Genomic DNA, 24,152 nt, shown 5'->3' with positions numbered 1-24,152 from the left:
CGGGGAGGACCTCCGGGGGCGGAGGTTCAGGTCGGCCTGACCGATCTCCCGCCGGGCACCGCCGAGGCCGCCTCCACCCACCACCGGGCACCCGGCTCATGGAGGAACAGAACTACCAGGTCTGAGGATGTGGCAGGCACGCCGGACGACGAGTCTCGGCAGTAGAGCCCACATGGGAGGTCAGCATGGCTAGAGCTGTCGGGATCGACCTCGGTACCACCAACTCGGTGATCGCCACGATGGAGGGCAACCAGCCCACGGTCATCCCCAACGCCGAGGGATCCCGGACGACGCCGTCGGTCGTGGCCTTCACCGAGCAGGGCGAGCGCCTGGTCGGGCAGCTGGCCAGGCGCCAGGCCATCCTCAACCCCAAGGGGACGATCTATTCGGCCAAGCGGTTCATCGGACGCCGTTACGACGAGGTCACCAGCGAGATGAACGCCGTGTCGTTCGACGTGGTGGCCGGGCCGGACGGGGCGGTGCGCTTCAAGGTTCACGGCAAGGAGTACGCGCCGGAGGAGATCGCCGCGCAGGTGCTGCGCAAACTCGTCGACGACGCCTCGAAGTTCCTCGGGGAGAAGGTGACCGAGGCCGTCATCACGGTGCCCGCCTACTTCAACGATTCCCAGCGCCAGGCGACCAAGGACGCCGGGAAGATCGCGGGCCTGGAAGTGCTGCGGATCGTCAACGAGCCGACCGCGGCCGCCCTCGCCTACGGACTGGACCGCAAGGAGAACGAGACCGTGCTGGTCTTCGACCTGGGCGGCGGGACGTTCGACGTCAGCATCCTCACCATCGGCGACGGCGTCGTCGAGGTACGGTCGACCTCGGGTGACACCCACCTGGGCGGTGACGACTTCGATCGGCGCATCGTCGACTATCTCGCCGACGAGTTCCAGCGGGACACCGGCATCGACCTGCGCGGCGACCCCCAGGCGCTGCAACGGCTGTTCGAGGCGGCGGAGAAGGCCAAGGTCGAGTTGTCCTCGGTCGCCCAGACGCAGATCAGCCTGCCCTTCATCACGGCGGACGCCTCGGGGCCCAAGCACCTGAACACCACGCTGCGGCGGGCGACCTTCGAGGAGATCACCGCCGATCTCCTGGAACGCTGCAAGGGACCGGTCGAGCAGGCGATGGCCGACGCCAAACTCACCTCCAACGACATCGACGAGGTGATCCTGGTGGGCGGTTCGACCAGGATGCCCGCCGTGCAGAACCTTGTCCGCCGGATGACCGGCGGCAAGGAGCCGAACATGACGGTCAATCCCGACGAGGTCGTGGCGCTGGGCGCCGCGGTGCAGGCGGCCGTCATCAAGGGCGAACTTCAGGACGTCGTCCTGCTGGACGTGACGCCGCTCTCGCTCGGCATCGAGACACTCGGCGGGATCATGACCAAGGTCATCGAGCGCAACACGACGATCCCCGCCCGCCGTACCGAGGTGTTCAGCACCGCCGAGGACAACCAGGGCGCCGTCGACGTCGTGGTGCTTCAGGGGGAGCGCGAGCGCGCCGCCGACAACCGGGTGCTGGGCCGGTTCCGGCTGGAGAACATCAGGCCCGCGCCGCGTGGCGAACCCCAGGTGGAGGTGACCTTCGACGTCGACGCGAACGGCATCGTGAACGTCTCGGCCAAGGACAAGGACACGGGCGCCGAACAGCGCATCACCATCAGCGAGAGCTCCACCCTCGACCAGAGCGAGGTCGAGCGCATGGTCTCCGACGCCGAGCAGCACCGTGACGAGGACATGCGGCTGCGGCAGACGGTCGACGCGCGAAACGAGCTAGACAGCGCCGCCTACCAGGTGGAGCGGCGGCTGAACGAGCTGGGGGACGCGGTGCCCGTCCATGAGAAGGCGCGGGCGGAGATGCTGGTGAACGACGCCCGTGAGGCGGTCAAGCAGCAGGACGCACCGCTCGACCGGCTCCGGTCCCTGACCTCCGAGCTGCAGCAGATCTACCAGAGTCTCGCCGCCGTCTCCGCCGGTCAGCCGGCCGGGAGCGCCCAGGGAGCCCAGGGGAGCCAGGGCGCTCAGGGCGGGAGCGGGGACGACGACGTCATCGACGCGGAGTTCACGACCGATGAGTGACGCATCCGAGCGGGAGGAGGCCGTCCCGGGGACCGCCGAGGACGCGCCCCCGGACGTGGCCGAGCTCCAGGCCCGGAGCACCGATCTGGAGGACCGGTGGCGGCGTGCCCTGGCCGACCTGGACAACCTGCGCAAGCGCGTCAGTCGCGACGCGGACCGGGTACGGGCCGAGGAGCGGGCGCGGGCGGCCGCCGAATGGCTGCCCGTGCTGGACAACCTGGAACGCGCGCTGGAGCACGTCGAAGGCGATCCGTCCGCCATCGTCGAGGGGTTGCGGGCGATCAGGGACCAGGCGGTGGACGTGCTCGCCCGGCTGGGGTTCCCGCGCCGTGATGACGCCGGTACGGAGTTCGACCCGGCCAGGCACGAGGCGGTGGCCACGCTCGCGCAGGAGGGCGTGCCCGAGGGGACGGTCCTCCACGTGGTGCGGCCCGCCTACGGAGACGGTGAACAGCAGCTGCGGCCCGCGCTGGTCGTGGTGGCCAAGGAGGAATGATGGCCACCACGACCCGAGACTTCTACGAGAGCCTCGGGGTGCCGAAAGGCGCGAGCCAGGAGGAGATCCAGCGCGCCTACCGCAAGCTCGCGCGGACCTACCACCCCGACGTCAACAAGGACCCGGGTGCCGAGGACCGCTTCAAGGAGATCTCCGAGGCGTACAGCGTCCTGTCCGATCCCGAGACGCGCCGCCGCTACGACGCGTTCGGCGCTGATTTCCGCCAGGTGCCCGAGGACGTGGACCCGGAGACCTGGGCGCATGCCAGAGCCGGGCGGGGCAGACGGGCCGGAGCCGGAGCGGGAGCGGGCCCGGGCGGGCCGGCGGGCTTCGGGGAGGGGGTCGACTTCGAGGATCTCCTGGAAGGGCTGTTCTCCGGCCGGGCGGGGCGGGCGGGCCGGGCGGGGCGGGGCTGGGGGCCGATCCCCGGCGCCGACCAGGAGGCCGAGATCACGTTGACCGTGGAGGAGGCCTACCGGGGCGGTCGCCGCTCGATCACCGTGGGGGGCCGCCGGATCGATGTCAACATTCCGGCGGGAGTGACCGACGGGCAGCGCATCCGGCTGGCCGGGCAGGGTGGCCGGGGCAGCGAGGGTGCCGCCGCGGGAGACCTGTACCTGATCGTCAGGATCACGCCGCACTCCCGTTACCGGGTCGAGGGGCGTGACATCCACGTCCAGCTCCCGATCAGCCCGTGGGAGGCGGCGCTCGGCGCGTCCGTCGCCGTCGACACCCCGGGCGGCGACGCCAAGGTGAAGGTGCCGCCCGGGACCTCCAGCGGCAGGAGACTGCGGCTGCGCGGCCGGGGGATGCCGAACCCGCGCGGCACGCCGGGAGACCTGTTCGCCGAGGTGAAGATCGTGGTTCCGCACACTCTGTCGGACGAGGAACGGCGATTGTTCGAGCAGTTGGCCGCGATCTCGGCCTTCGATCCGAGGAGGCGGCGATGACCCGACCGCCCATGGGAAACGGGTGGTCCGTTCCGAGGAGGCGGCGATGATCTATGCCCTCACCCGGCCGCAGCGGCTGGACCTGGAGTCGTTCGCCCGGGTCACCGGGACGCACCCGGATCTGGTGCGGCGCCTTGTCGCCCTGGGCGTGCTCGACGCGCAGTCCGACGCGGCCGGAGCCCTGTGGTTCCCGGTGCCCCAGGTGCACGCCATGGCGCGGATTCAGCGTCTGCGCGCGGGGTTCGCGCTCAACTACGCCGCACTCGGCCTGGTGGTCGACCTGCTCGACCGCATCGCGGAGCTGGAGACGGCCCAGCGCAATCGTTCCCGCATCACAGGAGGCCCGCAGTGGACGTGAACCAGCTGACCCAGAAGTCGCAGGAGGCGCTGCACGACGCGCAGACCAAGGCTCTTCGTTTCGGTCATACCGAGGTCGACGGTGAGCACCTGCTGCTGGCGCTGCTCGACCAGCCGGAGGGTCTGATCCCTCGCCTGCTCGTCCAGGCCGACATCGATCTGGAGCGGCTCATCGCCGATCTGGAGGCCGAGTTGAGCCGCCGGCCCCGGGTCAGCGGACCCGGGGTCGACCCCGGTCAGGTCCGCGTGACCCAGCGCCTGTCGCGTCTGCTCGAAACCGCCAAGAGGGAGGCCGACCGTCTCAAGGACGAGTACGTCTCGGTGGAGCACCTGCTCGTCGCCCTGCTGGAGGAGGGTGGTGAGACCGCCGCCGGGCGGCTGCTCCACCAGCAGCAGCTGACCAGGGACGCCTTCCTCAGGGAGCTCACCGCGGTCCGTGGCAACCAGCGGGTCACCTCGGCGATGCCCGAGGTCGCCTACGAGGCATTGGCGAAGTACGGGCGGGACCTGGTCGCCGACGCCGCCGCGGGCAAGCTCGATCCCGTCATCGGGCGCGACAGCGAGATCCGCCGTACCATCCAGATCCTGTCCCGCAAGTCCAAGAACAATCCGGTCCTGGTCGGCGACCCCGGAGTCGGCAAGACCGCCATCGTCGAGGGTCTCGCCCAGCGGATCAGCAACGGGGACGTGCCCGAGGGGCTCAGGGACAAGACGGTCTTCAGCCTCGACATGGGCGCTTTGGTGGCCGGCGCCAAGTACCGGGGCGAGTTCGAGGAACGTCTCAAGGCGGTGCTCACCGAGGTGGTGGCCGCCGAGGGGCGGATCCTGCTCTTCGTCGACGAGGTGCACACGGTCGTGGGCGCGGGCGCGGCCGAGGGCTCCATGGACGCGGGCAACATGCTCAAGCCCATGCTGGCCCGGGGCGAGCTGCACATGATCGGGGCGACGACCCTGCAGGAGTATCGCAAGTACATCGAGAAGGACGCCGCTCTGGAGCGGCGGTTCCAACCGGTGATGGTCGACGAGCCCTCGGTCGAGGACGCCGTCTCCATCCTGCGCGGCCTGCGCGAGCGGCTTGAGGTCTTCCACGGCGTGACGATCCAGGACGCCGCGCTGGTGGCCGCCGTCGTGCTGAGCCACCGTTACATCTCCGACCGGTTCCTCCCCGACAAGGCCATCGATCTGGTGGACGAGGCGTGCGCGATGCTCCGTACGGAGATCGACTCGATGCCCGCCGAGCTCGACGAGCTCACCCGCAGGGTGATGCGGCTGGAGATCGAGGAGGCCGCGCTGGCCAAGGAGGAGGACCAGCCGAGCAGGTCCCGGCTGGAGGAACTGCGCAGGGAACTCGCCGATCTGCGGGCCGAGGCCGACGCCATGCGGGCGCAGTGGGAGGCTGAGCGGCAGGTGCTGCGCGCGGTCCAGACCCTGCGCGAGGAGATAGAGCACGTACGCACCGAGGCCGAGCGCGCCGAACGCGACTACGACCTCAACCGCGCCGCCGAGCTGCGGCACGGCCGGCTGCCCGAGCTCGAACGGCGCCTGCAGGCCGAGGAGGAGCGCCTGCGGGCCAAGCAGGGCGCCGGGCGGCTGCTCCGTGAGGTCGTGACCGAGGACGAGATCGCGATGATCGTCTCCAGGTGGACCGGCATCCCGGTGAACCGCCTGCAGGAAGGGGAGCGGGAGAAGCTGCTCCGGCTGGACGAGATCCTGCACGAGCGGGTGATCGGCCAGGACGAGGCGGTGCGGCTGGTGGCCGACGCCGTCATCAGGGCCCGCTCCGGCATCAAGGACCCGCGCCGCCCGATCGGGTCGTTCATCTTCCTGGGGCCGACGGGGGTGGGCAAGACCGAGCTGGCCAAGGCGCTCGCGGCGGCGTTGTTCGACACCGAGGACAACATGGTCCGCATCGACATGAGCGAGTACCAGGAGCGTCACACGGTCAGCCGGCTCGTCGGCGCTCCCCCCGGTTATGTCGGATACGACGAGGGCGGCCAGCTCACCGAGGCCGTACGGCGCAAGCCGTACTCGGTGGTGCTCTTCGACGAGGTGGAGAAGGCCCATCCGGACGTTTTCAACACGTTGTTGCAGGTCCTGGATGACGGGCGGCTCACCGACGCGCAGGGCAGGACCGTCGACTTCCGCAACACCGTCCTCATCATGACCTCCAACCTCGGCTCCATGTATCTCCTGGAAGGCGTCACGCCGAGCGGGGAGATCAAGCACGACGCCCAGGAGCAGGTCATGGCGGAGCTGCGTTCGCACTTCCGCCCGGAGTTCCTCAACCGGATCGACGACATCGTGATCTTCAAGCCGCTCACCCTGCAGGAGATCGAGCGCATCGTCGAGCTGATGTTCGGTGAGTTGCGGACGCGGCTCGACGAGCGGGGGGTGGGGCTGGAGGTGTCCGCCGAGGCGCGTGCGTACATCGCCGAGCGGGGATACGACCCGGTGTACGGCGCGCGCCCGCTGCGCCGGTTCATCGCCAGGGAGGTCGAGACCCGTATCGGGCGCGCACTGCTCACCGGTGCCGTGGACGAGGGCGGCGTGGTCCGGGTCGATCTGGCCCAGGGCGAGCTCGTCGTCACCTACGGATGAGGAGAAGCGGGCATGCCGGCGAACATCGTGCAGTGCAGGAACCGCGGGCAGAAGAACAGGACGCCCGCGGTCGCGTCGGCGGAACGGGGGAGCGGTTGACATGGACGCGTTCGCCGAGACACCCGATCACCACGGGGCCTTTCCCCGGCTGGGCGACGAGCAGATCGCCAGGTTCGCACCCTACGGAGTCCGGAAGCCCACCCGGACGGGTGACGTCCTGCTCCGTGAGGGCGAGAGCGGCTCCGACTTCTTCGTCATCCTGTCGGGGAAGGTGGCGGTCATCCAGGACGAGCGGGTCGCGCGGGTACACGGGCCGGGCCGTTTCCTCGGCGAGCTCGGGATGCTCACCGGCCAGAAGGAGTTCACGACGGTGGTCGTCTGCGAGGCGGGCGAGGTCCTGGCGGTCCCCACCTGGCGCCTGCGGCAGATCGTCACCCACGATCCGGAACTGGGGGATCTGATCCTGCGGGCCTTCATGATCCGCCGCTCGATGCTCATCAGCAGCGGGGCGGGGCTGAGGATCATCGGCTCCCGCTACTCGCCGGACACCCGGCGGCTGCGGCAGTTCGTCGCCCGCAACAGATTCCCGTACCGGTGGATCGATCTGGAGGAGGACAAGGCGGCCGAGGCGCTGGTGCACAACCTCGGCATACCGGCGGCCGAGACGCCGGTCGTGATCCTGGGCGGGACCCAGGTCCTGCGCAATCCCAGCAACGCCGCACTGGCCCACGCCGTCGGCCTGCCGGCGCCGTCCGTGCCGGAGGACGTCTTCGACCTCGTCATCGTGGGGGCCGGGCCGGCGGGTCTGGCCGCCGGGGTGTACGGGGCGTCGGAGGGATTGCGCACCGTGGTGCTCGACGCGGTCGCGATCGGCGGGCAGGCGGGCACCTCGTCGTGCATCGAGAACTACCTCGGCTTCCCCGCCGGGATCCCCGGTGGGGAGCTCGCCGAGCGGGCCGTCATCCAGGCCAGGAAGTTCGGCGCGCATCTCGGTGTGCCCGCCGAGGCCACCTCACTCAAGCGGCAGGACGGGCACTACGTCGTCGGGCTGCGCGACGCGCCCTCGATCGAGGGCCGCACGGTCGTGCTCGCCACCGGGGCGCGCTACCGCAAGCTCGACGTGCCACGGCTGGCGGACTTCGAGGGCTACGGGATCTACTACGCCGCGACCCTGACCGAGGCCGGGTTCTGCCGGGGCGAGCCGGTGGTGGTCGTGGGCGGCGGGAACTCGGCGGGACAGGCGACGATCTTCCTGTCCGAGCACGCCGCGTCGGTGCGCCTGCTCGTCCGCGGTGACGACCTCGCGAAGAGCATGTCGCGCTATCTCATCGACCGGATCGAGAACAACTCCAAGGTGGAGGTGATGCTCCATACCGAGGTGCGCGAGTTCCTCGGCACCCGTGCGCTGGAAGCCGTCGTGGCCGAGGACACGCACGCCGGGCAGCGGCTGCGCCTGGACACGCGGGCCGTGTTCGTCTTCATCGGCGCCGATCCCTGCACCGCCTGGCTCGCCTCCGAGATCGCCCTCGACGACAAGGGATTCGTCCTCACCGGCTTCCCCGACGGCCTGCCTCTGGAGACCAGCCTGCCGGGGATCTTCGCGGTGGGCGACGTCAGAAGCCAGTCGGTCAAGCGGGTCGCCTCCGCGGTGGGGGAGGGCTCCATGGCGATCCGGTTGATCCACGAGCACTTCACGCGTCAGGGGGAAGTGCGCTGATCCTGATGGATGCTCTCCTGAACGGAGAGCCGGGCCAGTTCGACACGTGAGTGGATGCACAGTTTGCGGAAGACCTGACGCAGGTGGAAGGCGACGGTGTGCTCGCTGATGAACATCTGCCCGGCGGCCTGCCGGTTGGTCAGTCCCTGGGCGACGAGATCGCAGACGGCACGCTCGGTACCGGTGAGGCTGGCCCATCCCGACACGGGGTGATCGGTCCGGGTCCAGTGACGGCGCCGCTCGCCCAGCACCCGCAGCCGGCCCCGTACCCGCGCCACGTCGCGGACCGCGCCGACCGAGGCGTAGCAGGAGAGCGCGCTGTCGAGACTGTCGACGGCGAGGTCCCGGTTGCCGGCGTCCACGCCGAGCAGCACGCCGAGATCCTCCGCCGCGGAGGCCCTGGCCCACGGGCCGGTGTGCTCGGCCACGGCCAGGCCCAGCGCCTCCGGGTCGCGGTCGCGGAGGCCGCGGGCGTGGACGGCGGCCACCGAGAGGCCGGGCAGCCGGGGATTGCGCCAGGCGATGTCCTCGGCCGCGTCCACCACGGCGTCGGCCCGGTGCCCGTCCCGCACGGCCATCGCCATCCGCACCAGCCAGGCCGCGGCCGTGGGCTCGCTGCTCAGTGCTCCGGTACGCCGGGGCAGCGCGTCGTAGACCCCGCTGAGCGAGCTCATCCCGCTCGCCGCCCCGCCGTGAGCCTCCCTGATCCGCCCGGCCGTCAGCTCCGACCGCAGCCGCGTGTACGGCGGCGCGCCCTGCGGGCCCCTGGCCTGGTCGTCCTCCAGATATCTGATCGCCCGGGGAAGGTCACCCACCCGCAGCGAGGCGGTGCCCAGGACCGACAGAGCCGAGGACGCGAGAAGCGGGGCACCCATGGTGTCGGCGGTGGTCAGCCCGGCCTCCGCCTGTTCGATCGCGCTGCCGAACCTGCCGGCGGCCAGGTCAAGGCGGGCACGCAGGACGGGGATCTCGGCGCTCCACATCGGCTGTCCCACGGCCTCCGCCTCGGTGCTCGCCAGCATCGACTCCGCCTCGTCGAGCAGCCACAGGTCGGTCAGCATCGTGGTCAGGACGGCCCTCGGCTGCGGATGGCCCTCGCCGCTCGGCAGCTCGGCGGCCTCCCGGGCCAGGTCCAGTGCGCGCGAGAGCCTGCCCTCATCCCACGCGATCATGGACAAGACCACGAGCGTGTCGGCGGCGGCGCCGGCCGGGTGCTGCCGTCGAGGAACCGGGCGGCCGGGGAAGCTCCTTCCGAGCTGATGGTGCAACGCCTGCTGTACCGGCGCGGGCACCGTCTCGACGATCGACCGCCATACCAGCTCATGCCGGAACGCCAGCTCGTCGGGCATGGCGACGAGCACTCCGGCCGCCAGCGCCTCCTCCAGGGCAGGAAGCAACGAGGCCGGGGTCTCGCCGAGCATCTCGGCCGCGTACGCCGGTGAGAACGAGCGTCCCAGCACCGCGGTCGCCTCCAGCAGGTACCGGGTCCTGGGGCTCACCTCGTCGAGGCGTCGCCGGACGGCGGCGTGGACGCGCCGGGGGAGCGACGTCCCGGTCAGCCGGGCCAGATCCGAGCTCACCCGTACGGCGTCCTCCTCCCGTAGCCCGGTCAGGAGTTCGAGCAGCAGGAACGGGTTGCCGCCGGCCTGAGCCGCCAGGGCCGCCAGCTCCTCTCCGGGAGCCGCGTTCAGGGCGTCGCCGACGACCTCGGCCACGGCGCCGTCGTCGAGGGGGGACAGCGGGATCCGGACGGCCCCCTCCTCCTCCAGGAGGTCGAACAGCCGGTCGCAGTCACCGTGGCCGCACGTGGTGCGCCGGGCCAGGAGCCACGCCAGCGGGCGGGAGGCCAGCCGGGACGGCAGCGTCCGCAGGGCCATGAGAGTGGCGGGATCGGCCCACTGGAGATCGTCCATGGTCACCAGCAGCGGCCCTTCGTCCGTCCGCCGCTCCAGCGCGGTCCGCACCTGCTCGGCCAGCCACATCAGCAGGCCCGGTCCGTCGGGGAAGTCGTTCCTGATGACGACCGCGGCCGGCGACTCCTCCAGTGCCCAGAGCAGCGGCCCCAGTGGCATCAGCCGTCCCAGCTCGTCGGCCCGGCCGGTCGCGACCGCCGTCCCCCGTGACGCCGCGATGGCCGCCGCCTCCGCGAGCAGCAGGCTCTTCCCTATCCCCGGTTCGCCCTCCACGAGCACCACGTTGCCGGTCGGGTCGGCGACGGCCCCCAGCAGACGGAGGACCGTCGCCCACTCAGGCCCCCGGCCGCGCATCGTCTTCTCCCAGATCTGGGATCATGGGCTCAGCTTTCTGTCCGATGATTTCTGACACCACGTCCCGGGGGGCGGAACACTCCATCGGAAGAACTACCCAGCTCAATGCCCTTTTTACGAATTTAATCCTCAAAGGGTTGATTAAGACGGTTGGCCGGTCACCGGGACCGCAGGGCCGGTGACGGGGTGCTCAACGCTCGATGAGCGTGACCTCAAGGGAGTAGTGGGAGGCGCGGTAGACGTGGGAGCCGTGCTCCACCGCCCTTCCCTGGTCGTCGTAGGTGGTGCGGAGCATGGTGAGCAAAGGCGCGCCGCGGCGTTCGTCGAGCAGCCTGGCCTCGGTGGCGGTGGCCGCGCGTGCTCCCATGCGCTGGTTGGCCACCCGCATCCGCACCCCGGCCGAGCGGAGCAGCTCATACAGCCCACGCTCCTGGAGGCTCCCGGTGGTCAGCGGGGCCAGGCCGGCGGGCAGCCAGTTGTGCAGCAGGGCGAGCGGCTCCCCGGCGGCGTACCGGATCCGTTCCACGTGCAGCACCTCGGTGCCGGGGTCGACGCCGAGGATGGCGGCCATCCTTTCGTCCGCGGGCCCGGATTCCAGGACCACCACCCGGGTGGCCGGTTCCTGGCCCGCCCTGCGCAGGTCGTCGTAGAGGCTGGTGAGCTCGACCGAGCGCTTCACCTGGCCGTGCACCACCTGGGTGCCGACACCGCGCTTACGGACCAGCAGGCCCTTGTCGACGAGATACTGGATCGCCTGGCGGACGGTCGGACGGGAGAGCCCGAGCCGGTCGGCGAGCAGGATCTCGTTGTCCAGCCGGGACCCCGGGGCGAGGTCACCGCGCTGGATGGCCTCGGAGATCTGCTCGGCCACCTGGAAGTACAGTGGCACCGGGCTGGACCGGTCCAGATCGATGGCGAGGTTCGCGGTCATCAACTACCTCCCATGGACACGCCCCGTGAGCAGGTTAGCGGACATCAGAATGTCCTGACAAACCTCGATCCACCGCTCCGATGCCGCCATTGATCCAGCTGGAGGGCGACCGGCGTAGTACCCTGCCCGTGTGCTCGGGGATCACTGTCGGCATCGTCCCCCCGGGTATTACCTATTGATCATGTAGGAAATGGGGGTATGGTGGTGGTCTGGTCGTACGAAGGAGCCGCCATGAGCCCGGAGCCGGGGGCCGAGAGCCCGTTGCGCACCGCCGTCGACGCCGCGCGCTGGATCCGCTCCGCGGCCGTGGACGACGCTCAGGGAAGGCACTGGCAGGCGAATCCCGACCCGCGGGGCCGGGGTGCCGTGCCCGGCCAGCCCCTGTCGCTGTACTCCGGGGCGGCCGGCGTCGTCCTGTTCTTCCTCGAACTCGCCGCCGCCACCGGAGACGACGGATACCTCGACGACGCCGTGGCCGGGGCCCGCTATCTGGCCGCCACCTGGCGGGAGCAGGCCGACCTCTCCCTCCACCACGGTCTGGCGGGGGTGATGTTCGTGCTCGCCGAGACGGGGTGGGTCACCGGCGACGGCGCCTTCGAGGTCGAGGCCGGTGCCATCGCCGACCACATCGTGCGCAGCGCCCGCTCCGTCGACGGCGGTCTCGGCTGGACCGGTGATCCGGCGCAGCGCGGCGACGGCGGGATCATCCTGGGACTTCTGCACGCCGCCGGGATCCTGGGCGTCCCCGCCTACCAGGAGATCGCCGTCGAGGCGGGCACACGCATCGCCTCGCTCGCCGTACCCGGCCACCGGTTCGGTCACGGCGCCTACGCCGACCTGCCACTGGACGCGGTCACGCCCGGCTTCCTGTCCGGTACGGCGGGCACGGCCTTCCTGCTCGCCCGCCTGTACGGGCTGACCGGACAGGCCGGCTTCCTGAAGGCGGCCCGGCGAGGGGCCGACTTCGTCCGGGCGGTCAGCACCGTGACCCAGCGGTGCGCGATGGTCCCGCACCACCTCCCGCAGGGCCGCGACCTGCACTACCTGGGATTCTGCTCCGGCTCCGCCGGGGTGGCGCGGATGTTCTACGAGCTGTACCGGGTGGCGGGCGACGCCGGGGACCTCGACTGGATGGAACGGCTGGCCACCGGGATCGTCCGCAGCGGCGCTCCCGGCCGTCAGACGGCGGGCCACTGGAACGTGGCGTGCCAGTGCTGCGGCGCGGCGGGTCTGGTGGAGCTGTTCGTGGGGCTCTGGTCGGCGACCGGCCGCGAGACGCATCTGGAGTTCGCCCACGAACTGGGGGCGGACCTGATCGGCCGGGCCACCCGGCACGACGGGCGGGGCTCCCGGTGGTACCAGGCTTATCGCCGGCTACGCCCCGGGGAGGTCACCGCCGACACGGGTTACATGGTCGGCGCGGCGGGGATCGGGGCGGCTCTGCTCCACCTGGACGCCGCCACCCGCCCGCATGAGGTCCGGCGGCTTGTGCTGCCCCCCGACAACCCCTTTCCGGCCATTCCCTTACCCGCCACACCGCTCCGCCGCATGTGAGCGAACGCCCCCCGTCCGGATCCGGCGGCACGCGCCACGGCGGGTGAGACGCCGAAAGCGATCCGGTCCAATCGGCCGTCAAAAGGCGATCAAACTCGTGACCAGGATTGGTGATTTCCTATGAGTAAGACGCAAGCATTGCCTACGGTCAGTACCGTGCTGACCATTGAGGACCTCATTCCCACCCCTGACCGTTCCGTGGTGGCGATCGAGCCGGCCGAGCCGGCCCCGGGCCACTGGGTGGGCGCCCCGAGCGCGGTGGCGGCCGACGGGACGATCTACCTGGCTTACCGGTTGCGCCGCCCGATCGGCGAAGGGCGTGGTTACGCCGTCGCCGTCGCCCGGTCGGCGGACGGTGAGCGGTTCGAGACCCTGCTCACGATCGGCAGGGAGGAGATGGACACCGAATCGCTGGAACGTCCCACCCTGGTGCGCACCCCCGAGGGCCGCTGGCGGCTCTATCTGAGCTGCGCCACCCACGGCACCAAGCACTGGCGGGTGGAGGTGCTGGAGGCCGACGATCCGGCGGGGTTCGATCCGCGGCACCGCCGGACCGTGCTGCCCGGCGACCCCAAGACCGGCGTCAAGGACCCGGTGATCGTACGGCGGGGCGACGTGTGGCACCTGTGGGCCTCCTGCCACCCGCTGGCCGAGGCCGAGGAGGCCGACCAGATGGTCAGCGACTACGCCACCAGCGCCGACGGTCTGGAATGGGTCTGGCAGGGTACGGCGCTCAGCGGCAGGCCCGGCACCTGGGACGCCCGGGGGACGCGGATCGCGGCGGTCCGTTTCCTGGCCGAGGGGGTCGTCGCCTTCTACGACGGCCGGGCCACCGCGGCGGAGAACTACGAGGAGAAGACCGGCGTGGCCATCGGTGCCGACCCCGCCGAGCTGACCCCGGTCGGCACCGGACCCGCCGCCGTCTCGCCGAACGCCGGTGGCGGCCTGCGCTACCTGGACATCGTGGACCTGCCGGAGGGCGGGCGGCGGCTCTACTACGAGTACACCCGCCCGGACGGGGCCCACGAACTCCGCACCGAACTGCGCTGACACCTCCAGTGGGAGCGGGGGCCGGCGCCGGGGCGTTCTCCTGCCCGCCGCCACCGGCCGCTATGCCTGCGCGCGCCCGTTGCGGGCCTGGCGCTGGCCGTCGGGGCGGACGCCGACCAGGCCGCCGGACCGTTCCCGGGGGCGCAGCCAGTCGCTGAAGTCCTCGCCGGTCACCTGCTGCAGCAGCGTCACATCCTCGGTGAAATAGCCGATCAGACGTTCCCGCTGTTCCCAGGTGAGCGGCCGGCGGGGGCGGGCGCGCTGCTGCAGCCGGCGTTCCAGCGGGTCGGTCAGCGCCCCGCTCAACCGCGACGGCAGGAACCTGCCCACCGCCGCTCCGGTCCGCAGCGCCCGTGACAGCAACAGGTGGCCGCCGGTCGGCTCGGGGTGGGTGGTCACGTTCTCCCGGGGAATCTCGGTGATGACGCCGGTTTCGACGTCGAGGAAGCGGCAGATCCGGTCAAGGGTGTCGACCGGCCGGTCGACCAGGTCGCGGTAGCGGAAGATCAGCACCTGTTCCCGCGGGAACAGGGTGAACAGGTGTGCGAGCTGCTCGCCGTACCGGCCGAGCCTGCGGTAGTGCCAGAACGGCGCCCAGCCCGCGGTGATCCGTCGCTCCTCCTCCTCGCACGCCCGCAGCATGTCGCCGATCGGCTCCAGCCCGGCGGACCACAGGTGCGTCCAGTTGGAGTGGGCCCGCTCCACCGGGTCGCGCAGCACCACGATCAGCCTGGCTCCGGGGATCGCCGCGCGGATGCGCCGCTGCGCGGCCAGGTCGTACAGGTAGAACGGGGTGGACTCGCCGGTCAGCGTGCCCGGTCGCGCCGCGCTGAACAGGGCCCCGTAGTCCTCGCGACGCCAGATGTGCTCACGGTAGGTCTGGGCGTCGCCGGGACCACCCCGGGTCGGCGGCGGGCCGTCGGTGAGGAAGAACTTCGGTTCCTTCACCCGTGACAGGTGGAGTCCCGGGTGCCGGGCCAGCGCCGCGTGCAGCGCGGTCGTCCCGGCCTTCGGGGCGCCGATTGTCAGGAAATCCGGCAGGGATGTCATTGCTACCCCTAATTCCTACTCCGATTAGGGCAAATATAGCTCTTAGTGGGGTAAAAACAAGGGCTTGAAGGCGAGTGGTCGCCGGGCTGGGCGGGGTGGGCCGGGAGCCGTGATGGCGCCGGCCGGCCCGTGGAGGTCGAACGGCCTCATCGGTCTGGCGGGCATGCGGTCGGGCTTCTCCGTCCGTGGTGGCGAGCGCGTCGGCCCTGCTACGGACTACCAGGGTGTTTTCCAGGTTTCCCGTCTGGTGCGCGGCAAACATCGTCCGTCCGTACCACCGGGAACGGTGCCCTCGACGGCGGTGGTCGCTTTTCATTAAGTCTTAATGTCACGACAAATTGTTGACAGCCAGGTAATGCGGTGGTTACAAACCAGAGACGGGGATCCGGCGGGGCGACGCACGGAGGTTAGCGATGAAATCGACGACAAGGCTGGTCCTCGCGGCTGTGCTGGGTCTTTCCACCCTGACCGGCTGCTCGGCCGGTCAGGGTGGCCAGGGCGACGGACAGGGGGGTGGGGAGCCGGCGGCCGTCTCGGCGCCGGCGGCGGTCGGCACCTTCGCCGTCATCACCCACGCCGGTTCGGGAGACGCGTTCTGGGACGTGGTCAAGAACGGCGCCGAGGCCGCGGGCAAGCGTTACGGCGTCACGGTGAGCTACCAGGGCGACGGCGACCCGGCACGCCAGTCCCAGCTCGTCGACCAGGCGGTGAGCCAGAAGGTCGACGGCATCGTGGTCTCCATGGCCAACCCGGACGCGCTGAAGGAGGCCATCGGCAAGGCCGTGACGGCGAAGATCCCGGTGGTCACGATCAATTCCGGTGGGGACAGGTCCCGGGAGTTCGGCGCGATCACCCATGTCGGCCAGTCCGAGGACGTGGCCGGGCGGGGCGCGGGAGAGAAACTGAAGGCCGAGGGCGTCACCAAGCTGCTCTGCGTCATCCACGAAGCCGGGAACGTGGGCCTCGACCAGCGCTGCAAGGGCGCGACCGAAGGCATGGGCGGCCCGGTCGAACGACTCCAGGTGGACGTGGGCAACCTCGTCGACGCCACCTCCAAGATCAAGGCCAGGCTCCAGTCGGACACCTCCCTGAACGGCGTGCTCACCCTGAATCCCGCGGTGGCCGTCGCCGCCCGTGACGCGATCGCCGACAGCGGTTCCAAGGCCAGGCTCGGCACCTTCGACCTGTCGGCCGACGTGGTCACCGCCATCAAGGACGGCGAGGTCCTGTTCGCCGTCGACCAGCAGCAGTATCTCCAGGGCTGGCTGCCGATCACCTTCCTGGTCCTCTACCGTGACAACCTCAACACCGTCGGCGGTGGCCTGCCGGTCAACACCGGCCCGGGGTTCGTCACCAAGGACAACGCCGAGCAGGTGGCCAAGCTCGCCGAGAGCGGCACCCGATGACGGTGGCGGACGAGCGGCTCGCGCGCACCGGCCTGGCCCGGCGGCTGTTGATCCGGCCGGAGCTGGGCGCGGTGGTCGGCGCGGTCGCGGTCTTCGCGTTCTTCGCGAGCCAGTCGTCCACGTTCCGCTCGATCGAGGGCGTGGCCAACTGGCTGGACCCGGCCTCCACCCTCGGCATCATGGCGGTGGCGATCGCGCTGCTGATGATCGGTGGCGAGTTCGACCTGTCGGCGGGGGTGCTCACCGGCACCACCGGTCTGATCACGGTCGTCCTCGCCACCCGGTACGGCTTCGCGATCTGGACGGCGATGCTCGTCGCCCTCGCGGCGGCCCTGGTGATCGGCTTTCTGAACGGGCTGCTCGTGGTCCGCACCAGACTGCCGAGCTTCATCGTCACGCTCGGCACCTTCCTGATGCTGCAGGGCGTCAACCTGGGCGTCACCAAGGCGCTGACCGGGACCGTCCAGGTCAGCGGGCTGCGCAGGGCCGAGGGATACGAGGGCGCGCGGGCCGTGCTGGCCGGGACCGTCCAGGTCGGCGGCACCGGCTTCCGGGTGGCCATCCTGTGGTGGCTGGGCGTCACCGCGCTGGCCACCTGGGTCCTCATGCGGACCAGGGCCGGAAACTGGATCTTCGCGGTGGGGGGTGACGACCAGGCCGCACGTGCCGTCGGAGTCCCCGCCGAACGGACGAAGATCGCGCTGTTCATGACGACCGCGGGGGCCGCCTGGCTGGTCGGCTCGATCATGGCGCTGCGCTTCACCTCGGTGCAGGCCAACTCGGGTATCGGCCAGGAGTTCGTCTACATCATCGCGGCGGTGATCGGCGGCTGCCTGCTGACCGGCGGATACGGCTCCGCGATCGGTGCCGCGATCGGTGCCGTGATCTTCGGCATGGCCGACAAGGGCATCGTGTTCGCCGGCTGGGACGCAGACTGGTTCACGTTCTTTCTGGGCGCGATGCTGCTGCTGGCGACCCTCGCCAACCGGCTCGTCCGTCGTTACGCGGAGGAGGCGAAACCTTGACCGGAACCGACGGAAGCTCCCCGGACGCCGTGCCCGAGCGGCCTGAGCCGATCGAAGGCACGGCCGGCGGACCCGCGCAGGCGGCCCCCGGCACGGACACGCCGGGAGGGGCGGGCGCAGACGGGGCCGCCCCCTGCCTCCTGGAGGTCCGAGCCGCGGGGAAGACGTTCGGCGGCGTGATCGCGCTGCGGGACGTCTCCATGCGGGTGTGCCCGGGGGAGGTGACCTGCGTCCTGGGTGACAACGGGGCGGGCAAGTCCACGCTGATCAAGATCTTGTCGGGCGTGCACCCGCCGGACTCGGGGGAGTATCTGGTGGACGGGGTGCCCGCCGCCTTCACCAGCCCCCGCGACGCCCTCGACCGGGGCATCGCGACGGTCTACCAGGACCTGGCGATGGTCCCGCTGATGTCGGTCTGGCGGAACTTCTTCCTCGGCTCGGAGCCGGTGCTCGGCCGTGGCCCGCTACGCCGTTTCGACGTGGCCGGGGCCAGGCGGGTGGTCCGCGAGAAACTGCACTCCATGGGCATCGACATCCGCGACGTCGACCAGCCGATGGGCACCCTGTCCGGCGGCGAACGGCAGTCCGTGGCCATCGCCCGTGCCGTCCACTTCGGCGCCCGCGTGCTCATCCTGGACGAGCCGACCTCCGCCCTGGGGGTCAAACAGGCCGGGGTCGTGCTCCGCTACATCGCCCAGGCCCGCGACCGGGGACTGGGGGTCGTCTTCATCACCCACAACCCCCATCACGCCTACCCGATCGGCGATCGGTTCCTGCTGCTCAACCGGGGCGCGAGCCTCGGTGAGTACGGCAAGGAGGACATCACCCGCGAGGAGTTGACCTCCCTGATGGCGGGCGGAGCCGAACTCGCCCAGCTCGCCCACGAACTGAGCCGGGGCGAGCCGTCCGGATGAGCGTCCCCGGCGTGGCACGGGGTGGTGTGACCTTGCGCCGGGACTCGGCGGACCTCATGCCGGCCACCGGCGCGGCACGGCTCGACAGGGCCCGGTTCGACAGGGCCCGGGACGCCCGGACCGTCCATCCGGGCGATCCGCGTTCGTCGATAGCCTGTCCGGGTGGCTGCGCCGTACCTCACGTTGGAAGACGTCATCGAGCACGAGACCGAGATCAAGCGATCACGGTTCATCTGCGCGATCGCCCCGGTGGCCTCGGAGGAGGCCGCCAGGGAGTTCCTCGCCGAACGCAGGCGGCTGTACGGCGACGCCACGCACAACTGCTCCGCCTACGTGATCGGCGGGGACCGGCCGGCCCAGAAGGCCGACGACGACGGGGAGCCCGGTGGCACGGCCGGGGTCCCGATGCTGGAGACGCTGCTGCGCCGCGGGCTCGGTGACGTGGTGGCGGTGGTCACGCGCTACTACGGCGGGGTCAAGCTCGGTGCGGGCGGCCTGGTCCGGGCGTACGGCTCGGCGGTCGGCAAGACCCTGGACCTCGCGGAGCTGGTCGCGATGGTGCCCGCCAGGATCGTGTCGGTGACCGTGGACCACCTCCGGGCGGGGCGGCTGGAGAACGACCTGCGGGTCTCGCCGTACGAGATCAGGGAGGTCGTCTACGGCGCCGAGGTCGGTTTCCGGGTCGCGGTGCGGGAGACGGACCTTGCCGGCTTCCTCGACTGGGTCGCCACGCTGACGGCAGGCCGGGCGATCCTCGAGACCGGGGAGACGGTCTATCTCGGGGAGACCTGACCGGGGCCTGTCCGAGACCGCGTCCGGACGTCACCTGCCCTACCGGGGTGAATATGGGATGGATCACACGCTGTCGGGGAACTTTACCGCCCCCGGGTCCACCGGCCCTGTCCACCCCGCGTCGCGATCTGGTCTCCCGTGCCCGGTCACCGCCCTCCTCTGCTCTCCGAAGAGTCGGCTGACCTGGGCGGATCCGTAAATTCGTCGGCCTTGCGGCTCGGCGCCTCCGGCTGCGTGGCCGAGGCTGGGGTTTTCCCCAGCCCGCACCCTGGGGTGTGTGCAGGGTGCACTGGATGGTGATCCTCATTTTCGACACATCAAGGTTTCTTTAGCCTTGTCGCCATGAGTGCAACCGATGTCGGCGGTATCGCCGGGTGGGCGATCGACCTTATGGAGATCCTGGGAGCGCCCGGGGCCGGTGTGGCGATCGCCCTGGAGAACCTGTTCCCGCCGCTGCCGAGCGAGGTGATCCTCCCGCTGGCCGGGTTCACCGCCAACAAGGGGAACATGACCCTGTTCGACGCCATTCTGTGGACCACCCTGGGGTCCGTGGTCGGCGCGTTGGCACTTTACGGGATCGGGGCGCTGCTGGGTCGCGAGCGGGTGGTGGCCATCGCCGGGAAGCTCCCCCTGATCAGTGTCTCCGACATCGAGAAGACCGAGGCCTGGTTCGCCAGGCACGGCAGGAAGACCGTCTTCTTCGGCCGGATGATCCCCATCTTCCGCAGCCTCATCTCTATCCCGGCCGGGGTCGAGCGCATGCCGGTGGGGGTCTTCACCCTCCTCACCGCGTTGGGCAGCCTCATCTGGAACACGATCTTCGTGATGGCCGGATACCTGCTGGGCGAGAACTGGTCGCTGGTCGAGGACTACGCCGGGATCCTGTCCAAGGCCGTGCTGGGCGTCGTGGTGCTCGCTGTGGTGACCTTCGTCGTGGTCCGGTTGAAGGACAGGCGCAAGGGCCGGCACCACGCGCGATGATCACGGTGACGGGAGCAGGCCGGTACTGACTACTGACGGGACTCGCGCTCGGGGTCTTCTCGATGCCGGTCGAGGTGCTCTTCCTCCTGATGGCGGCGTCGGCTCCGCGAAGGTGTCTCAGCCCTCCAGGGCGTACTGCATCACGCGGAACTTGGCCTGGGCCTCGGCGAGCTCCGAGGCCGGCACGGAGTCGCCCATGATGCCGCAGCCGGCGAACAGGCGCGCCCGGGGACCCTCGACCTGGGCGCAGCGCAGCGCGATGCCCCACTCGCCGTCGCCCCGGGCGTCGATCCAGCCGACCGGACCGGCGTAACCGGCGCGATCCATCCCCTCCAACTCGCGGATGACGCCGAGCGCCGTCCCCGTGGGGGTGCCGCCGACGGCGGCGGTCGGGTGCATGGCCGCCACCACGTCGAGGACCGAGGCGCCGTCCGCCAGCCGACCCGTCACCGGACTGGCCAGGTGCTGGACATTGGACAGGAGGAGGAGCTCGGGCTCCTCGGGCACTTTCAGCTCCGAGCAGAGCGGGCTCAGTGACTCCCGGACCGACTCCACCGCGCAGGTGTGCTCGTAGCGGTCCTTCTCCGAGGCGAACAGGGCGGCACCGCGCGCCTCGTCGTCCGCCTGATCGGTGCCCCTGGAGGCCGTTCCGGCCAGCACCAGTGACTCGATCGTCTCGCCGGTGTGCCGGACCAGCAGTTCGGGGGTGGCACCGACCAGACCGGCGCAGGAGAAGGTGTAGCACTCCGGGTAGCGCCGGGCCAGACGTGCCAGCAGCAGGCGGACGTCGATCTCCCGCTCGGCCGTGGCGGTCAGGTCACGGGCGAGCACCGCCTTCTCCAGGCGGCCCGACCTGATCTGCCGTACGGCGCGTGCCACGGCGTGCTCCCACTCGGGAGCGGTCAGGCTGCCGTCGCCGTAGCGGATCCTGCCGGGGTCGCGCAGCGGGGTGATCAGGTCGAGCCGCTCCTCGCCGAGCGTGGTCAGCCAGGCGCGGCCGTCGCGGCGGGCCAGGACGACCTGCGGCACGACGAGGACCGAACCCTGGGCGTCCGGGTCGAAGGTGAACGAGCCGAAGGCCACCGGACCCGAGCCGGGGGCGCCCACCTCGTCGTCGACGTAGGCCTCGCCGAAGATGGCCGACAGCCAGGCGCGGGCCCACTCGAAACGCCTGGGACCAGGTGGCACGGTCACCCGTGCGGCCTCCCCCCAGGCCACCAGACCCTCGCCATGCCTGATCCAGGCGTAGGGGGCGGCCTCGGGAAGTCGCGCGAGCAGGTCACCGGAGTCGGCGACGAGTGTGGTTTTCACCACGAGGGGACGGGTCAATCCGAGCGCGACACTCACCGGAATACTCTATGCCGGAAACTGAACGTGTTCGACGGCTATTGCCCACTCCGCCCGGCGGACCGCACGGCCGCCACGCTCTGTCAAGAAAACCAAGGCACCCGGTCAACGGAGAGCACCTCGCTGTCCTGCGGTGATACATCCGAAGCGGACATGATCTCTCAGCCGGAGGTGCCATGGCTCGCAGGACTGTGACCGCATTCACAGGGGTCGTGGTGCTCACGGCCGCCTGGGTGACCCCATCGGCGGCCGTGAGCGCTGCCGGTCTGTGGCGGCCCGTGGTGATGGCCGCCACCGGCGACTCGATCAGCGCCGGCTTCAATGCCTGCGGCTGGTATGTCACCTGCGCCTCGCGCTCCTGGACCTCGGGCGACGGCCAGACCGTACTGAGCCACTACCTCAGGTTCCGGAGCCTGGACGAGGCCATCACCGGGCACAACGTGAACCTCGCCGTCCCCGGCGCGACCAGCGCCAACCTCGCCGGGCAGATAGCCGGGGCCGTCGCGCGGCGCGCCGACTACGTGACGGTCCTGATCGGGGCCCAGGACGCCTGCGTGTCCGAGGAGCGGCTGATGACCCCGGTAGCGGTCTACCAGAGCCGGGTGGCCGAGGCGTTGCAGCTGTTTCGGACCGGACGCCCCGGTGGCAGGGTGTTCGTGGCGAGCATCCCCGACCTCAAGCGGCTCTGGCGGGTCGGCAGGGACAACGTGGTGGCACGCGGATTCTGGTCGATCGGCCGGATCTGCCCCACCATGCTGGCCCGGCCCACCTCGAACGCCCCGGCGGACCGGGCCCGCCGCGACCGGGTGCGCGACCGGGTCGTCGCCTACAACGCCGCCCTGGCCAGGGTCTGCGCCGCGTACGGCCCGGCCTGCAGGTTCGACGGCGATGCCCTGTTCACCACCCGGTTCACGCTGGACCACCTCAGCAGATGGGACTTCTTCCACCCCAATGCCGCAGGCCAGCAACTGATCGCCCAACGGACTTTCGAGGCGGTCCGGGACTGGGCCGGTGCGCCCGTGTGGGATCCCGGGATCCGGCCCTGACCCGGTGCCCGCCCGGCTCGAAGGCCTCCTCCCGGCGGAGCGGCGGGGAGAGGCCGGGTCTGCCCCGGCGAGAGCCGGGGCGCGGTCCGGCGACGTGCCTCGCCGCCGGACCGCGCCCTGCGGTCGTTGCGGGACGGCTCAGGCGAGGGGGCCGCCTGTCCCGGCCCACGCGGGAGAAGAACGTGCGGCCGGAGTGGCCGTCAGCAGGCGCCGCTGCGGTCCACGGCGTCGATCCTCCTGCCGAAGTTGGTGTCGTAGGCCTTGGCGTAGTCACCGATGTTCACCCTGCGCCGCTCGGCCGGATCCCAGTCGATGAAGCAGGCCGGCGCGTTCGCGTAGAAGGAGTAGACGTGGTCGTGCAGGTTGGAGGGCATGTCGCGGTAGCCGCTCGAAGGCGTCCACCGCCAGGGTGTGCCGTTGTAGTTGCGGTCGTGCCAGAAGCAGACCTCGCCGCTTCCGCACTGCTCGGCGGCCCGCTGGAGTGCCGCGGCCTGCCCGGCCTGCCCGGTGGGGGAGCCCGATTCCGCCTGCGCGGGGGTGGTGAAGCCCGTGCACAGCAGGCCGGCGGCGGTGACTGCGGCAGCGAGGCGTGCTTTCCGGATGGCTGATCTCACGATGAGTCCTCTGGTCGGGGGCTTGCTGTCATCCGGACGATGGTCCCCCGATCGTGCCTGTCACTGCAAGTGACTTTATCGTTACTCAAAGTGGTGATGATGGTCGCAGCGACCCGTTGGGAGGGGTGGGCGAGCCGTCTCCCGGGCCGAGCTCAGTCCGCCAGTGCGGCGAGCGCGGCCGCCGTCTCCGCGGGCTTGGAGAACATCGGCCAGTGGCCGGTGGGCACCGCGTCGAAGCTCCACTCCGGCCCGGCGAGCGCCGCGAAGAACGGGTGGCCTGCCGCGATCATCGCGTGGACCTGCTCAAGGGGGAATGAGCACGTGATGAGCGTCTTGGGCAGTCTGTCCGCTCCGCCCTTGAGCGCCAGCGGCTGGGTCATGGCGCCGTACGGCTGGGCGCTCGCCCGGGAGGCGAACCACTCGCGCTCGGTCTCGCCCAGCCCTTCCAGGCTCGCCCCGGCCTGCTCGTGTTCCTGCCAGGACGGCAGCGGGTAGCTCATTCCGCCGCCCTGCTCGGCGACCCGCCGTTCGATGAGCGCGTTCCGTTCGGGCTCGTTGACGTCCAGGTGCGCCAGGCCGTCGGCCAGCGGGCCGCTGTCGAGGTAGACGACGCGGGCGATGCGCTCGGGGACCCGGTCGGCGGCGCCGGTGACCGGGCCGCTCGCGCCGCTGTGGCCGACCAGGATCACGTCGCGCAGGTCCGCGAAGACGATGACGTGGACGATGTCCTGGATGTGCGTCTCGAGGTCGACCCCGGGGCCGGCGAGGTGCTCCCGGTCGCCGAGGCCGGTGAGGGTGACCGGGTGGACGTCGTGGCCGGCCTCGCGCAGCGGTGGGACGACCTTCTCCCAGGCCCATGCGCCGAGCCAGAAACCGGGGACCAGAACATAGGTGCTCATATCGTTTCTCCTCCGTGGTTGTCGGCCTTCACCCTAGAATCGAATCCGGACATAATCGGTCCTGATTTTGG

At 70.7% G+C, this 24,152-nt stretch carries 20 protein-coding genes; 14 read left to right on the top strand and 6 right to left on the bottom strand.

Features of this window, described 5'->3' with window-relative positions; translation table 11 throughout:
- The first annotated feature begins 185 nt into the window (after positions 1-185).
- The 6 genes from dnaK (at position 186) to OHA77_RS01470 (ending at position 8,205) form a co-directional block, all read left to right on the top strand.
- A complete protein-coding gene (gene dnaK, locus OHA77_RS01495; protein ID WP_406315541.1) occupies positions 186-2,087 on the top strand; it encodes a molecular chaperone DnaK in 1,902 nt (633 codons plus the stop codon).
- Entirely contained in the window at positions 2,080-2,583 is a 504-nt protein-coding gene (locus tag OHA77_RS01490) for a nucleotide exchange factor GrpE (RefSeq protein ID WP_406315539.1), read from the top strand. Before dnaK ends, OHA77_RS01490 begins: the two co-directional genes overlap by 8 nt.
- Positions 2,583-3,533, top strand: a complete 951-nt coding sequence (locus OHA77_RS01485) for a DnaJ C-terminal domain-containing protein (RefSeq protein ID WP_406315537.1) — start codon at positions 2,583-2,585, stop codon at positions 3,531-3,533. The genes OHA77_RS01490 and OHA77_RS01485 overlap by 1 nt, the downstream gene beginning before the upstream one ends.
- Positions 3,534-3,579: 46 nt before the next feature.
- Positions 3,580-3,891 (top strand): chaperone modulator CbpM, encoded by a 312-nt coding sequence (locus OHA77_RS01480; protein WP_406315535.1) that lies wholly within the window; start codon positions 3,580-3,582, stop codon positions 3,889-3,891.
- A complete protein-coding gene (gene clpB / locus OHA77_RS01475; RefSeq protein ID WP_406315533.1) occupies positions 3,882-6,488 on the top strand; it encodes an ATP-dependent chaperone ClpB in 2,607 nt (868 codons plus the stop codon). The genes OHA77_RS01480 and clpB overlap by 10 nt, the downstream gene beginning before the upstream one ends.
- Before the next feature lie 100 nt (positions 6,489-6,588).
- Positions 6,589-8,205: an FAD-dependent oxidoreductase gene (locus OHA77_RS01470; RefSeq protein ID WP_406315532.1), complete on the top strand. Its 1,617-nt coding sequence runs from the start codon at positions 6,589-6,591 to the stop codon at positions 8,203-8,205.
- Here the strand turns inward: OHA77_RS01470 and OHA77_RS01465 are convergent.
- Positions 8,187-10,472: an AAA family ATPase gene (locus OHA77_RS01465; RefSeq protein WP_406315530.1), complete on the bottom strand. Its 2,286-nt coding sequence runs from the start codon at positions 10,470-10,472 to the stop codon at positions 8,187-8,189. The two genes, OHA77_RS01470 and OHA77_RS01465, sit on opposite strands and share 19 nt — an antisense overlap.
- A gap of 190 nt (positions 10,473-10,662) precedes the next feature.
- The gene (locus OHA77_RS01460; RefSeq protein ID WP_326822486.1) at positions 10,663-11,403 is read right to left on the bottom strand and encodes a GntR family transcriptional regulator; all 741 of its coding nucleotides are present in this window, start codon (positions 11,401-11,403) and stop codon (positions 10,663-10,665) included.
- A gap of 231 nt (positions 11,404-11,634) precedes the next feature.
- Here OHA77_RS01460 and OHA77_RS01455 point away from each other — a divergent pair, with 231 nt between their 5' ends.
- On the top strand, positions 11,635-12,957 hold the full coding sequence (locus OHA77_RS01455; protein WP_406315528.1) for a lanthionine synthetase LanC family protein: 1,323 nt from the start codon (positions 11,635-11,637) through the stop codon (positions 12,955-12,957).
- Between the two features lie 156 nt (positions 12,958-13,113).
- Entirely contained in the window at positions 13,114-14,007 is an 894-nt protein-coding gene (locus tag OHA77_RS01450; protein ID WP_406315526.1) for a hypothetical protein, read from the top strand.
- A gap of 60 nt (positions 14,008-14,067) precedes the next feature.
- On the opposite strand, the gene OHA77_RS01445 is transcribed toward OHA77_RS01450, so the two are convergent.
- Positions 14,068-15,057, bottom strand: a complete 990-nt coding sequence (locus tag OHA77_RS01445; RefSeq protein ID WP_406315524.1) for a sulfotransferase family protein — start codon at positions 15,055-15,057, stop codon at positions 14,068-14,070.
- 413 nt (positions 15,058-15,470) lie between these two features.
- On the opposite strand from OHA77_RS01445, the gene OHA77_RS01440 reads away from it, so the two are divergent.
- The 5 genes from OHA77_RS01440 to OHA77_RS01420 all read left to right on the top strand — a co-directional run bounded on the left by OHA77_RS01440 (position 15,471) and on the right by OHA77_RS01420 (position 20,175).
- Complete coding sequence (locus OHA77_RS01440; protein ID WP_406315519.1) at positions 15,471-16,463, top strand: sugar ABC transporter substrate-binding protein; 993 nt, start codon at positions 15,471-15,473, stop codon at positions 16,461-16,463.
- Entirely contained in the window at positions 16,460-17,488 is a 1,029-nt protein-coding gene (locus tag OHA77_RS01435; protein ID WP_406315517.1) for an ABC transporter permease, read from the top strand. Before OHA77_RS01440 ends, OHA77_RS01435 begins: the two co-directional genes overlap by 4 nt.
- Complete coding sequence (locus tag OHA77_RS01430) at positions 17,485-18,402, top strand: ATP-binding cassette domain-containing protein (RefSeq protein ID WP_406315515.1); 918 nt, start codon at positions 17,485-17,487, stop codon at positions 18,400-18,402. Before OHA77_RS01435 ends, OHA77_RS01430 begins: the two co-directional genes overlap by 4 nt.
- Positions 18,403-18,564: 162 nt before the next feature.
- On the top strand, positions 18,565-19,194 hold the full coding sequence (locus tag OHA77_RS01425; RefSeq protein WP_406315513.1) for a YigZ family protein: 630 nt from the start codon (positions 18,565-18,567) through the stop codon (positions 19,192-19,194).
- 342 nt (positions 19,195-19,536) lie between these two features.
- Complete coding sequence (locus OHA77_RS01420; protein WP_406315512.1) at positions 19,537-20,175, top strand: DedA family protein; 639 nt, start codon at positions 19,537-19,539, stop codon at positions 20,173-20,175.
- 117 nt (positions 20,176-20,292) lie between these two features.
- Here OHA77_RS01420 and OHA77_RS01415 read toward each other — a convergent pair whose 3' ends face one another.
- On the bottom strand, positions 20,293-21,522 hold the full coding sequence (locus OHA77_RS01415) for an isochorismate synthase MenF (RefSeq protein WP_406315510.1): 1,230 nt from the start codon (positions 21,520-21,522) through the stop codon (positions 20,293-20,295).
- A gap of 176 nt (positions 21,523-21,698) precedes the next feature.
- On the opposite strand from OHA77_RS01415, the gene OHA77_RS01410 reads away from it, so the two are divergent.
- Positions 21,699-22,568: an SGNH/GDSL hydrolase family protein gene (locus OHA77_RS01410; protein WP_406315508.1), complete on the top strand. Its 870-nt coding sequence runs from the start codon at positions 21,699-21,701 to the stop codon at positions 22,566-22,568.
- 200 nt (positions 22,569-22,768) lie between these two features.
- On the opposite strand, the gene OHA77_RS01405 is transcribed toward OHA77_RS01410, so the two are convergent.
- Both OHA77_RS01405 and OHA77_RS01400 read right to left on the bottom strand, forming a co-directional pair.
- Positions 22,769-23,182 (bottom strand): peptidase inhibitor family I36 protein, encoded by a 414-nt coding sequence (locus tag OHA77_RS01405; RefSeq protein ID WP_406315506.1) that lies wholly within the window; start codon positions 23,180-23,182, stop codon positions 22,769-22,771.
- A gap of 152 nt (positions 23,183-23,334) precedes the next feature.
- Positions 23,335-24,081, bottom strand: a complete 747-nt coding sequence (locus OHA77_RS01400; protein WP_406315504.1) for an alpha/beta fold hydrolase — start codon at positions 24,079-24,081, stop codon at positions 23,335-23,337.
- Positions 24,082-24,152 lie beyond the last annotated feature (71 nt).

Source organism: Streptosporangium sp. NBC_01639 (genome assembly GCF_045209755.1).
Lineage (GTDB): Bacteria > Actinomycetota > Actinomycetes > Streptosporangiales > Streptosporangiaceae > Streptosporangium.
Note: the sequence above shows the minus strand (reverse complement) of the source record. Positions and strands in the feature narration are given on the sequence as shown.

Bases quoted from the DNA above. Each gene is read 5' to 3' on its own strand.
- dnaK (WP_406315541.1), top strand. From the start codon at position 186: ATGGCTAGAGCTGTCGGGATCGACCTCGGTACCACCAACTCGGTGATC.
- OHA77_RS01490 (WP_406315539.1), top strand. From the start codon at position 2,080: ATGAGTGACGCATCCGAGCGGGAGGAGGCCGTCCCGGGGACCGCCGAG.
- OHA77_RS01485 (WP_406315537.1), top strand. From the start codon at position 2,583: ATGGCCACCACGACCCGAGACTTCTACGAGAGCCTCGGGGTGCCGAAA.
- OHA77_RS01480 (WP_406315535.1), top strand. From the start codon at position 3,580: ATGATCTATGCCCTCACCCGGCCGCAGCGGCTGGACCTGGAGTCGTTC.
- OHA77_RS01470 (WP_406315532.1), top strand. From the start codon at position 6,589: ATGGACGCGTTCGCCGAGACACCCGATCACCACGGGGCCTTTCCCCGG.
- OHA77_RS01465 (WP_406315530.1), bottom strand. From the start codon at position 10,472: ATGCGCGGCCGGGGGCCTGAGTGGGCGACGGTCCTCCGTCTGCTGGGG.
- OHA77_RS01460 (WP_326822486.1), bottom strand. From the start codon at position 11,403: ATGACCGCGAACCTCGCCATCGATCTGGACCGGTCCAGCCCGGTGCCA.
- OHA77_RS01455 (WP_406315528.1), top strand. From the start codon at position 11,635: ATGAGCCCGGAGCCGGGGGCCGAGAGCCCGTTGCGCACCGCCGTCGAC.
- OHA77_RS01445 (WP_406315524.1), bottom strand. From the start codon at position 15,057: ATGACATCCCTGCCGGATTTCCTGACAATCGGCGCCCCGAAGGCCGGG.
- OHA77_RS01440 (WP_406315519.1), top strand. From the start codon at position 15,471: ATGAAATCGACGACAAGGCTGGTCCTCGCGGCTGTGCTGGGTCTTTCC.
- OHA77_RS01435 (WP_406315517.1), top strand. From the start codon at position 16,460: ATGACGGTGGCGGACGAGCGGCTCGCGCGCACCGGCCTGGCCCGGCGG.
- OHA77_RS01420 (WP_406315512.1), top strand. From the start codon at position 19,537: ATGAGTGCAACCGATGTCGGCGGTATCGCCGGGTGGGCGATCGACCTT.
- OHA77_RS01410 (WP_406315508.1), top strand. From the start codon at position 21,699: ATGGCTCGCAGGACTGTGACCGCATTCACAGGGGTCGTGGTGCTCACG.
- OHA77_RS01400 (WP_406315504.1), bottom strand. From the start codon at position 24,081: ATGAGCACCTATGTTCTGGTCCCCGGTTTCTGGCTCGGCGCATGGGCC.